Raw genomic sequence first — 12863 nt, forward strand, 5'->3', positions numbered from 1 at the left:
TGTACCTTTGCCTCAAAATAAGTTAAATGACAACTTTTCAAGATTTAGATTTATCTAATCCATTAAGAAATTCAATAGAAGATTTAGGATTTACCCATCCAACACCTATTCAAGAAGAAGCTTTCCCGATTGTAAGATCAGGAAAAGATGTAGTGGGTATAGCGCAGACAGGTACAGGTAAAACATTTGCTTATATGTTGCCTATTCTTCGCGATCTAAAATTCTCGAAACAACAACACCCTAGAGTGCTAGTTTTAGTGCCAACACGCGAGTTGGTGTTACAGGTAGTAGATGAAATAGAAAAGTTATCAAAATACATGTCGCTTCGTGTTACTGGCGTTTTTGGAGGTGTTAACCTAAATAGACACAAACAAGCAGTTGCAGAAGGTGCAGATATTATTGTGGCAACTCCAGGACGTTTGTATGATTTAGCATTAAGTAATGTGTTAAAACTAAAATCTATTCAAAAGTTAGTGATAGATGAGGTGGATGTAATGTTAGATCTAGGATTTAGATTTCAATTATTAAATATTTTCGATTTGTTACCAGAACGTCGCCAAAACATTATGTTTTCTGCAACGATGACAGAAGATGTTGAGAACTTAATTGATGACTTTTTTATAGCACCTAAAAAAATAGCAATTGCAGTAAGTGGAACTCCGTTAGATAATATCCAGCAAACAAGTTATAATCTACCGAACTTTTATACAAAGGTTAACCTGCTTAATTATTTATTGTTTGATAAAGAAGAGTTTAGTAAAGTGTTAATTTTCGCACCAAATAAACGAAATGCAGATAGACTTTTTGAAGCTGTAAAAGAAGAGTATCCATCACAGTCTTGTGTAATTCATTCGAATAAAACACAGAATTACCGTATTCGTTCAATCGAACAATTTAATAAAGGAGAGAAACGAATTTTAATTGCTACCGATGTTATTGCTCGTGGATTAGATTTGCAAGAAATAACACACGTAATTAACTTTAATACACCACATTTTCCTGAAAACTACATGCACCGAATTGGTAGAACAGGTCGTGCAGAGCATGAAGGGAAAACGATTTTGTTTTCTACAGAAAAAGAGCAAGAAGCAAAACAGCGTATTGAAGAATTGATGGATTATACCATTCCGCTTTTAGAAATACCAGAGCAAGTTGAAATATCTACAGAATTAACTGAAGAAGAGCGTCCGAAAGAACCTGGAGAAATATCTAGTAACAGAACTTCACAAGAATATGTTCCTGGCCCTGCATTTCACGAAAAGAAAGAAAAGAATCAAAAAACCAATCAAGGAGGTTCTTACAGAAGAGAAATTGCTAAAAAATATAAGAAGCCAAAAACTCGTGGCGATAAAAATTACAATAAGCGTAATAAGAAAAAATAATGCGTGCACTTACCGAGCAAGAATTGCATAATTTAGGAATGAACATTGTAGGGAAGAAACTACAAAAATTAGGTTATGAATTTGTAGCCATTAATAGTGAACTAAAAAAACATCCGCAGTTTGTATTGTATAAAAAAGGAGAACCTACCATTTTTGTTTTGGTAAAAGTTTCTAATAACTTACAGAGCCCAAACGACTATGATGTTTTATGGATGGAAACTTTTAAAGAACATGCAGCCAAGCAGAATGCAAAAGTATGGTTTGCGGGTATTGGAGTTGCAAATGCTGAAAGCGTAGAATTACCTGTTTTTAAGGATCAACCTTATTATATAGCCTTTGATGACTTTATAACGATAACGGTGTAGTTACCAGTTATAGTTTTTTTCTCCCCATCTATACTAAAATTAGATCCTGTAATACACTACAGGAAAAACCCTATTGAAAATCAACGTATTATGAAGTATATTTGTGAGGGGATTAAAATTAAATATTATGGGGAAGTTATTACTAGGGAAGATTAGTGATTTGTTTAAAAGTGTATTATTAGTTCTAGCCGAGTTCGGAAGAGCAGCTGGTTATGCAATGAGGCACTAGATAAAGCAAAATAATCACTAAGGAAAAAACACTCAATTGGGGATATTGAGTGTTTTTTTTGTTTTAAACTTAAATTAATGAGCTTCTAGCCAATTAAGTCCAACACCTACTTCTACATCTAACGGAACGGTTAGTTTATAGGCATTTTCCATTTCTTGTTTAATAATAGGCTTAATGATTTCTAATTCATCTTTATGTATATCAAATACTAGTTCATCATGTACTTGTAATAACATTTTAGATTTGAATTGTTCTTTGTCAAATCGTTTTTTAATATTAATCATGGCAAGCTTTATAACATCTGCCGCACTACCTTGTATAGGTGCGTTTACAGCATTTCGTTCTGCTGCACCACGAACAATGGCATTTCGTGAGTTGATGTCTTTTAAATAGCGTTTACGACCTAAAATGGTTTCTACATATCCATGATCACGAGCAAAATCTACCTGTTCGGCCATATAGTTTCGTAATTTAGGGTATGTTTTATAATACGTATCTATTAATTCTTTGGCTTCACTTCGAGTTAAATCTGTTTGGTTACTTAGTCCAAATGCAGATACACCATATATAATTCCGAAGTTAACTGTTTTAGCATTACTACGTTGTTCACGAGTCACTTCTTTAAGAGGTACATTAAATACTTTAGCTGCAGTTGAAGCGTGAATATCTTCTTCGTTTTGAAAAGCTTTAATCATTGTTTCTTCTTCACTCAATGCTGCAATAATTCGCAATTCTATTTGAGAATAATCCGCAGCTACTAATACAAAGTCTTTATTTCGTGGAATAAATGCTTTCCTAACTTCTTGTCCGCGTTTTGTACGAATAGGAATATTTTGTAAGTTCGGATTGTTAGAGCTTAATCTTCCTGTTGCAGCAACGGCCTGTGCATATACAGTGTGAACTCTTTTTGTTTTCGGATTTACTTCATTGGGTAGCGCATCTACATAAGTACTTTGCAGTTTTTTATATTGGCGATATAGTAAAATATCCGTGACGATTTGATGGTCTTTTGCTAAATAAGAAAGAACATCTTCTGCTGTTGAATATTGACCTGTTTTTGTTTTTTTTGGTTTGTCAACCAATTTCATGTTTTCAAATAATACAACTCCTAGTTGTTTCGGAGATGCAATATTAAATTCTTCACCCGCTTGCTCGTAAATTCGTTTTTCTAATTCAGTAATGTCTTTGGTTAAATCTACCGAAAGGGATTTTAAAAATTCGGTATCAATATTAATACCTTCAATTTCCATAGAGGTTAATACCGATACTAAAGGCATTTCAACTTCATTAAAAAGCTTGGTTAAATTTCCGCTTTCAAGCTCTTTTTCAAAATGTTCTTTTAACTGAAGTGTAATGTCAGAATCTTCTACCGCATATTCCGTTTGTTTTCCTAATTCAACAGTTCGCATCGATAACTGATTTTTGCCTTTCTTGCCTATGAGTTCCGTAATTGAAACAGGTTGATAGTTTAAGTAGGTTTCGGCTAATATATCCATATTATGTCGCATATCTGGGTTAATTAGATAATGCGCAATCATAGTATCAAACAAGTTACCTTTTACAGGGATGTTGTAATTAGATAATACTTTGATATCGTATTTAATATTATGTCCAATTTTTTCGATGTCTTCATTTTCAAAAAAGAGACGAAATTCTTCTAAAAGCGTTTGTGTTTCTTTTTGATCTTCTGGAAAAGCTACATAATAACCTTTACCAACTTCCCAAGAAAAAGCAATTCCAATCAATTCAACTTCCAAAGCTTTTAAACCTGTAGTTTCGGTATCAAAACATACAGAAGTTTGTTGGAGTAATTTTTCGATTAATAGTCTTCTTGAAAGAGGTGTATTAACTAATTGATAAAAATGACTGGTATTTTCAATAGTTTTATATCCGTTGATTTGATTTTCTTCGGAGATAGTTCCAGTTCCAGGAGCTGCAAACAGATCAAATTGATTCGAAGTGTTTATGCTACTTTTTTTAGAAGGTGTTTTATCTTCAGTTATAGTTTGAGAGGTTTCATTTACTGAACTAGTATTAAATGCTTTCAAAAAATTTTCAGTCATACGACGGAACTCTAATTCGGCAAAAATCTCTTTTGTTTTTTCAATATCAGGTTGCTCAAAAATTAATTTGTCTTGCTCCAATTCAACAGGAACATCTAGCATAATAGTGGCTAACTGTTTAGACAGCATTCCAAGATCAACACTTGCTTCTATCTTCTCTTTCATTTTGCCTTTTAATTCATGCGTATTGGCAAGCAAATTTTCCATACTACCATATTGAGATAAGAATTTTTTGGCTGTTTTTTCACCAACACCAGGTAATCCAGGTATGTTGTCGGCAGCGTCTCCCATCATTCCTAAAAAGTCAATTACTTGCTCAGGTCTTTCAACTCCAAATTTAGCTTTTACTTCTTCAATTCCCCACTTTTCATATCCATTACCCATTCTAGGTGGTTTGTACATGAAAATATTATCAGAAACCAATTGAGCAAAATCTTTATCGGGAGTTACCATATAGGTTTCTAAACCTGCTTTTTCAGCTTTTTTGGCAAGTGTACCAATAATATCATCAGCTTCATACCCTTCTTTTATAATTGCGGGAATATTCATGGCCTCTAATATTTTTTCAATATATGGTACGGCTATTCTAATTGCTTCAGGTGTTTCTTGTCTGTTAGATTTATATTCTGGAAAAACTTCATTTCTGTCAACACTCCCACCTTTGTCAAAACACACAGCTAAATAATCAGGCTTTTCACGTTTTATAACATCTAATAATGAATTGGTAAAACCTAAGATTGCAGAAGTATCCATTCCTTTAGAATTAATACGTGGGTTTTTAATAAAGGCATAATATCCTCTAAAAATAAGTGCATATGCGTCGAGTAAAAAAAGTCTTTTTTTGTTAATCATTTTAGGTGTATGTTGAAGAAGGTAAAGCTACAAAACTTTAACAAGACATTAAAAATCATTTTTTGTTATTAGCCGTATCTTTGTAACGAACATAAAAAAGAATATATGCCCCGTTGGATAATTTCATCTATTATTTTTTCAGTTGTAATAATTATGCTTGAATTGTATGCTTTTCAGGCAATTAAAATGATGACCAATAATAAGATCTTTCGTTATGTTTGGTTGATGATTGGAGTATTTGCTTATGTAAATTTTTTCATAACTATTTTTGGATATGAGAGAAGTGATGGACAAACTAAAGAGTTTCAATGGGCTGTTGGATTGTTGCTTTTAGCGTTACTACCAAAGTTGATTATTGTGTTTTTTATGTTTGGGGAAGATATAGTGCGTGGAGCTCAAAAAGGAATCTCCTATTTTTCTCCCGGAGAAACAGAAGCTTTGGCAGGGCGTAGAAAATTTATTGCGCAAATTGCATTGGGTATTGCTGCTTTGCCTTTTACCAGTTTGTTATATGGAATGGTTAGAGGAAAGCACAACTACAAAGTCTTAAAATATCAATTGCCTTTTAAAGATTTACCTGAGGCTTTTGATGGGTTTACCATTACACAAATTACAGATATTCATTCTGGAAGTTTTACGAATAAAGAAAAAATTCAATATGGAGTAGATTTAATTAATGAGCAAAAATCGGATATACTGCTTTTTACAGGGGATATTGTCAATAATTTTGCTCATGAAATGGATGATTGGGTGGATGTTTTTAAACAATTACATGCTCCAATAGGTAAATATTCGATTCTTGGGAATCATGATTATGGTGATTATTCTGATTGGAAATCAGAAGAGGATAAAGAAGAAAATTTTAAAGCAGTAAAGGATATTCACCCAAAAATAGGATTTGATTTATTGTTAAATGAACATCGATATATAGAAAAAGATGGACAAAAAATAGCTTTAGTTGGTGTTGAGAATTGGGGAAAAGGTTTTAAAAAAGCAGGAGATTTAAAACAAGCAACTTCAGGAATACAAAAAGAAGATTTTAAAATTTTAATGAGCCATGATCCTAGTCATTGGGAGTATGAAGTAAAAGAAGATGATTTTAATTATCATTTAACCTTAAGTGGGCATACTCACGGATTACAGTTTGGAATTGAAATTCCTGGTTTTATAAAATGGAGCCCAGCTCAATACGTATATAAACAATGGGCAGGTTTGTATGAAGAATTTGGAAGATACATAAATGTAAACAGAGGGTTTGGATATCACGCTTTTCCTGGTAGAGTAGGGATTTGGCCAGAAATAACAGTGATAGAGTTGAAAAAAGCGTGATTTTTTAACATTATTAATGATAATATAATAGTTACATAATAAAAAAGTGTTATTTTTAGGCGCTCTACAGATAAAATTTATGTAAAATGACAAAGTTTGGAGAAATTATTAGTATAAATAAACCTGTACTTATAGATTTTTATTTTGATTGGGAAGATGTAGATATGAACATAGATACACTTCGTGATGTTGCTGCAGCATTAGGAGATAAGGCAAAAGTGATAAAAATCGATATTAAAAAGAATGAAATTCTAGCAGATGCTTTACGAGTAAAAGGAAATCCTACCTTTATGATTTATAAAAATGGGGAAATGAAGTGGAGGCAAACAGGAGAGCAAGACGCGAATACTTTAATAGGGCTGGTTCAGCAATACGTTTAAGTTAACTAAAAAAAGATAAATAAAAAAGCGGTTGAATAATTTCAACCGCTTTTTTATTGTTTAAGGTTTTATGGTGTCTAAAACCTGAGTTTCTTCTGGTTCAGGTTCTGGCATTAAATGTTTAAAGAGTTCTACGTTGTTTATAAAACCATCTTGTAATTTTTTAACGTAGTCTCTGTCGCTGTCGTACTTATCGACTTGATTAATTACGTTTCTATACATATAAAGATTTGTGTCTAAATCATCAATAATTAAATCAACATCACTTTCTTTATATGTACTATAATGCAATAAACGTTGTTGAAAAATATCAATTAATGTTTCGCTAGTTTCACGAGCTTTGTCTTTATCTCCTATTCTGTAGTATAATTCTGGATATCCTAAAGAAATACTATAATGCCCAAAATCTCTAATTGGCATTTTGTATAATGAAAGGTCTAAAACATCTTTTGCTTGAACTGAATCTCCTTCAACAAGAAATTCTTCAGATAAACGCATTAAATTATTACGCATAGAAATAGCGTTACGTTTAGTTTGTTCATCTAAATAGATTTTACCGTTATTAATTGTCTTCCAATCCCACTTTTTAATATTGGCATACATTTTTTCTGGATCAATTCTTCCCATGTCAAACATCGATTTGTCTTTGTTAGGAGTTTTTATAGGAACCAGTTTAAAGGCCATCCCATCTAACTGTAAATAATCTTTCATCCAAATATACTCTTCATCAGCATTTGCACCGCCTGTAAAATAAATTGGGCGTTTCCAATCAAAATTATTTAAGATGTCTAACATCAAAATACGATTTTTGGTTAAGCCTTGTCTATCTACTGTTATATCTATATAATCGACTATTTTGTCAGCATCTTTAGCTGCAACAATTCCGTATTTAAGAGCATTTTTTTTGTTTACAGGCACTCTAATTTTGTTAGTCGGGTAAATCTTTTCACGTTGCCCGTTTTCAGTCTCAAAATAGGTTGCGTCGTTATCACTAGCAATCCAACGCATAAAGTCATTTAACGGTAATACAGAATCTTTTAATTGTGGATGTGGCATGTGATAGGCAACATCTAGTGTTCCATATTTATATTGATCGTGTGTTAATTTAGATGGAATAGGATCTGCATCGTATGTTTTTTTCTTCATTTGGTCGATATACCAATCGGTAGCAAAAAGACTTGTATTTACTAGTTTAATATCGGTACGAACTCCTTCCATTTGCTGCATATACCAAAGCGGAAAAGTATCATTATCTCCAATGGTAAATAGAATAGCATTAGGATCACAACTTTCTAAGTACGTTTGGGCATTTAATTGTGCAGTATAACGATCTCCTCTATCATGATCATCCCAATTTTGGAAGCCCATTAAAGTTGGAACAGCTAATAAAGAAACTACAGAAATTGCAATAGCAACGATTTCTTTTTTGGCGTATTTTTTTAATGAATCATACAATGCTAATACCCCAAACCCAATCCAAATCGCAAAAACATAGAAAGAGCCTACCACAGCATAATCACGTTCACGAGGTTCAAAAGGTTTTGGATTCGTGTAAAATATAATAGCAAACCCTGTAAAAACAAAGAAGAGTGTTAATACATAAAAATTCTTCTTATCTTCTTTAATATGATATAATAAACCAATAATTCCTAAAATTAAAGGTAAGAAAAAGTAAGTATTTCTTCCCTTATTATTCTTCACATCGTCTGGTAAGTCTTGTTGGGAACCTAAACGGATTTCATCAATAAAATCAATTCCACTTAACCAATTTCCGTTTTCAACATCTAAATGGCCCTGAGAATCGTTTTGGCGTCCTACAAAGTTCCACATAAAATAACGTCCATACATGTATCCGAATTGATAATCAAACATAAATTTTATGTTTTCGATAAAGGTTGGTTTACGAGATGCGCGTGCAGGGATACCTGCTATTTGCTTGTAATATTGTTCAGATCCTGGATCTACCATTCTTGGTATAAAACCTTTATGTTTATCTGACCAATTTGGTAAAGCATCTTTATAATTGTTTACAATTTCATATTTACCATTACGCTTTTCGTATTTTGGCTTATCATCTTTGTAAGGATTTGAAGCGTCTTGTTCTCTTTGGTATGAGAAAGAATAGTATTTGTCATAAAAAACATTAGCATCTCCATATTGTTCACGGTTATAATAAGCTAATAATTCACGGGCACTTGAGGGATTGTTTTCATTGATAATGGTGTCTGCATTAGCACGGATAGGTAACATTAACCAAGATGAAAACCCAATCATTAAGAATAAGATAGATAATATTAGAGTGTTCGCAGTAAATAATTCTTTTTCACGAGTGTGTTTTAATCCGAAGTAAAAGAGTGCTATTAAAACAATACCTCCAATAATAGTTCCTGAGTTATAAGGTAAGCCAATACTATTAATGAAGAATAATTCCGATACACTAAAGAATTTTAACGTAAAAGGGAATAAAAATTTAAAGACAAAAGCTAAAACTAAAATGGCAATTAATGATGCAATAGCTGTAGTTTTTAGATTAATATCTTTGTATGTCTTAAAGAAATATAACATTACAATTGAAGGGATTACCAATAAAGATAAAATATGTACTCCAAAAGATAACCCAACGACAAAACTGATAATGACTAGCCACTTATTACCTCTTGGACTGTTGATTTCACTTTCCCATTTTAAACCTAACCAAAATAAGATTGCCATCAAAAATGAAGACATTGCGTATACTTCTCCTTCAACGGCACTGAACCAATAACTATCTGAAAAAGTATAGGCTAATGCACCAACTAAACCACTACCTAAAACAGCAATTTTTTCACCAACACTAAACTTACCATTTTTAATTGCTGCTTTTTTAGCTAAATTAGTAATAGTCCAAAACATAAAAAGAATGGTAAAAGCACTAGCTAAAGCTGACATAAAGTTGACCATTTTTGCCCATTGGCTAGGGTCATTTGTAAACATTGCGAAAAATGCACCCAACATTTGAAAAAGAGGAGCTCCCGGTGGATGCCCTACTTCTAACTTTACAGCAGTAGAAATATATTCGCCACAATCCCAAGAACTTACTGTGGGTTCAAGAGTTAAAGTGTATGTAATTAGAGCAATAGCAAATGAAACCCATCCTAAAATAGTATTCCATTTTTTATAATTAAATTGGTTCATAGTCTAGTTAAAATGTCGTTGCGAATGTACTAATTTATTTTTGCCTTTTTTTAATTGTAAATGTGTGTAAAATTCTTAAAACAAAAATATTCTTTTGATTATATTTGCAGGATAGAATGGAGGTAAAATTCTGTTAAATAAAAAAAAATAAAAAAATGTTTGCAAATTTAAAAGATTACTTTAAATTTGCACCCGCAATAAGCAATTGGCCTATGGTGTAATGGTAACACAGCGGTTTTTGGTACCGTCGTTCAAGGTTCGAGTCCTTGTAGGCCAACAAAAAAACTCTCACGAAAGTGAGAGTTTTTTGTTTTTCATTATTTTGAAAAAAAAATTAAATTTTAAAAGTTAGCATAGGTTGCGAAACTCTTTTTGATAAATGTTTGGTAATACTCCCGTTAAAAATATGAGAAATACCACTTCTTCCATGGGTTCCTAATGCAATCATATCAGAATTTATTTCGTTTGCAAAATTTAAAATTCCTTTTTCAACAGAAGAATCATTGTATACATTAATGCTGTACTTTGGAATATTGTAATTTTTGATAAAATTTTTAATTCTTTTTATTGATTCTTGTGTGCTCTCAAACTTTTGTGGAGTATTTACTTTAAGTAAATGAATTTCACTTTTAAATTCACGAGTAAAATCAAGTAGTTTTTTTAGGGCTTTGTCTTTTCCTTCTTTAAAACTAGAGGCAAAAACTAGTTTCTCAGGTTTGAATTTTTCTTCAGCATTTTTTACTACTAAAACAGGTGATTTTGAGGTTCTTACTATTTTTTCGGTGTTTGATCCAATGAGGATTTCTTCTATTTTAGAATGACCTTTAGATCCCATAACAATTAAATCTGCACCAATTTTTTCACTATAGCTTCGAATGCCTTCAAAGGGGTTTTGAAAACGAATGGAATGTTTCACCCCTGCATTTTTTGGGAAAAACTTTGCTTTGTAGTCAATCATTCGGTCTCGAACTTTTCGAATATACAGCATGCTTTCAGGTATGCTAAAGTTACTTCCGGAAACCATATCCACAACACCCGTTGGTAATTCAATCATGTGTAATAAATGGATTTCACTGTCAGACTTTCTTGCAATTCTTGAAGCTAATTTTGAGGCGTATTCTGAACATGGGGAAAAATCAATAGGTATTAATATTTTTTTCATAATCCAGAGTGTTTTGTTAAATTTATAAAGTGTACTAAATATACGAAAAAAACTGGCATACAATGATTTGTATATTTGTAAATATCTTACTATATTTGCACAGAATTTAATAAAAAAAGAAAATGAAGGGGACGTATGTCCCCTCTTTTTATACCTAAAATGAATCAAGAAAAGGTAAAAATACTATTACAGGAGGCGTTAGATGAAAATCAATCTTTATATTTGATTGACTTACAGTTTCTTGCTAATGGAAAGATAAAAGTGATTGTTGATGGGGATTCGGGAATTCCTTTAAGTGAATGTGTTCGAATTAGTAGAAATATAGAACATAATTTAGATAGAGAAGAAGAGGATTTTTCTTTAGAAGTTACCTCTCCAGACATATCACACCCTCTAAAAATAAAACGTCAGTACATAAAAAATATTGATAGGGTTTTAAAAGTAAAAACTCAAGTTGAAGATTTTGAAGGGATTTTAAAAGAAGTTTTGGATGAAGCTATTACTCTAAAATGGGAAGCTAGAGAGCCAAAGCCAATAGGAAAAGGGAAGCATACGGTGGAAAAATCGGTTTCAATACCATATGCAGATATTATAGAAGCAAAAGTGAAGATTATATTTTAATAAGAGAGAAAATGGAAAATATTGATTTAATTGAATCATTTTCAGATTTTAAAGACAATAAAAGTATAGACAGAGTTACATTAATGTCTATTTTAGAAGAAGTATTTCGTACTGCACTAAAACGTAAGTTTGGTTCAGATGATAACTTTGATATTATTATCAATCCTGATAAAGGAGATTTAGAAATTTGGAGAAATAGAGTAGTAGTAGCAGATGGTTTTTCTGAAGATGATAATGAGGAGATCGAATTAACAGAAGCAAGAAAAATTGAACCAGATTTTGAAATAGGAGAAGATGTTTCTGAGGAAGTTAAATTGATAGATTTAGGAAGGCGTGCTATTTTAGCATTGCGCCAAAACTTGATTTCTAAGATTCATGAACATGACAGTACTAACATTTTTAAACAATTTAAAGAGTTAGAAGGTGAATTATATAGTGCAGAAGTGCATCATATACGTCATAATGCCGTAATTTTGCTTGATGATGAAGGAAATGAAATCGTTTTACCAAAAAGTGAGCAAATCCGTTCAGATTTTTTTAGAAAAGGAGATGCCGTAAGAGGGGTAATTAAATCGGTAGAATTAAGAGGTAATAAACCAGCAATTATTATGTCTAGAACTTCTCCAGAATTTTTGGTTAAATTATTTGAACAAGAAATTCCTGAAGTTTTTGACGGATTAATTACAATAGAAGGAGTTGCAAGAATACCAGGAGATAAAGCTAAAGTAGCTGTAGATAGTTACGATGATAGAATAGATCCTGTTGGAGCATGTGTTGGAGTTAAAGGATCCCGTATTCACGGTATCGTTCGTGAGTTAGGAAACGAAAATATAGATGTAATTAATTACACTAAAAATGAACAATTATATATCTCAAGAGCTTTAAGTCCTGCAAAAGTAACTTCTGTAGAAATTAAAATGTACGAGGAGGAAAAAGATGGTAAAAAAGGACGTGTAAGTGTCTTATTAAAGCCAGAAGAGGTTTCAAAAGCAATTGGTCGTTCGGGAGTAAATATTCGTTTAGCGAGTCAGTTAACAGGATATGAAATTGACGTTCAAAGAGAAGGATTAGAAGAGGAAGATGTAGAGTTAACAGAATTTTCTGATGAAATCGAAGCATGGGTAATAGCAGAATTCAAAAAAATTGGTTTAGATACTGCGAAAAGTGTTTTAGATAAAGATGTTACCGAGTTGGTGAAAAGAACCGATTTAGAAGAAGAAACTATTATGGATGTTCAACGAATTTTAAGAGAAGAATTCGAGGACTAAATAAACTGATTTATTTCAGTATATTATAATAAGGATGT

General features: G+C 32.0%; 9 protein-coding genes and 1 tRNA gene. 7 read left to right on the plus strand and 3 right to left on the minus strand.

The window, feature by feature from the left end:
* The first annotated feature begins 26 nt into the window (after positions 1-26).
* Positions 27-1382 carry a DEAD/DEAH box helicase gene (locus C7447_RS04425; protein WP_148869138.1) on the plus strand — a complete coding sequence of 452 codons (1356 nt, stop codon included), beginning with the start codon at positions 27-29 and terminating at the stop codon, positions 1380-1382.
* Entirely contained in the window at positions 1382-1747 is a 366-nt protein-coding gene (locus C7447_RS04430; protein WP_148869140.1) for a Na(+)-translocating NADH-quinone reductase subunit F, read from the plus strand. Before C7447_RS04425 ends, C7447_RS04430 begins: the two co-directional genes overlap by 1 nt.
* 303 nt (positions 1748-2050) lie before the next feature.
* Here C7447_RS04430 and polA read toward each other — a convergent pair whose 3' ends face one another.
* Entirely contained in the window at positions 2051-4891 is a 2841-nt protein-coding gene (polA, locus tag C7447_RS04435; RefSeq protein ID WP_148869142.1) for a DNA polymerase I, read from the minus strand.
* Between the two features lie 105 nt (positions 4892-4996).
* On the opposite strand from polA, the gene C7447_RS04440 reads away from it, so the two are divergent.
* Both C7447_RS04440 and C7447_RS04445 read left to right on the plus strand, forming a co-directional pair.
* On the plus strand, positions 4997-6220 hold the full coding sequence (locus tag C7447_RS04440; protein ID WP_148869144.1) for a metallophosphoesterase: 1224 nt from the start codon (positions 4997-4999) through the stop codon (positions 6218-6220).
* Between the two features lie 86 nt (positions 6221-6306).
* Complete coding sequence (locus tag C7447_RS04445; protein ID WP_148869146.1) at positions 6307-6600, plus strand: thioredoxin family protein; 294 nt, start codon at positions 6307-6309, stop codon at positions 6598-6600.
* 60 nt (positions 6601-6660) lie between these two features.
* Here the strand turns inward: C7447_RS04445 and C7447_RS04450 are convergent, their stop codons facing one another.
* The gene (locus tag C7447_RS04450; protein WP_148869148.1) at positions 6661-9774 is read right to left on the minus strand and encodes a glycosyltransferase family 117 protein; all 3114 of its coding nucleotides are present in this window, start codon (positions 9772-9774) and stop codon (positions 6661-6663) included.
* A 206-nt stretch (positions 9775-9980) separates the two neighbouring features.
* Between C7447_RS04450 and C7447_RS04455 the strand changes: the two genes are divergently transcribed.
* Positions 9981-10051: transfer RNA gene (locus C7447_RS04455), tRNA-Gln, on the plus strand.
* A gap of 57 nt (positions 10052-10108) precedes the next feature.
* Here C7447_RS04455 and C7447_RS04460 read toward each other — a convergent pair.
* Entirely contained in the window at positions 10109-10936 is an 828-nt protein-coding gene (locus C7447_RS04460) for a universal stress protein (protein WP_148869150.1), read from the minus strand.
* 159 nt (positions 10937-11095) lie between these two features.
* Here C7447_RS04460 and rimP point away from each other — a divergent pair, with 159 nt between their 5' ends.
* A complete protein-coding gene (gene rimP / locus C7447_RS04465) occupies positions 11096-11557 on the plus strand; it encodes a ribosome assembly cofactor RimP (RefSeq protein ID WP_148869152.1) in 462 nt (153 codons plus the stop codon).
* Positions 11558-11568: 11 nt separating this feature from the next.
* Positions 11569-12825 (plus strand): transcription termination factor NusA, encoded by a 1257-nt coding sequence (gene nusA / locus C7447_RS04470; protein ID WP_148869155.1) that lies wholly within the window; start codon positions 11569-11571, stop codon positions 12823-12825.
* The last annotated feature ends 38 nt before the right edge of the window (positions 12826-12863 follow it).

Origin of the sequence: Tenacibaculum adriaticum (assembly GCF_008124875.1) — a bacterium.
GTDB classification, from domain to species: Bacteria; Bacteroidota; Bacteroidia; order Flavobacteriales; family Flavobacteriaceae; genus Polaribacter; species Polaribacter adriaticus.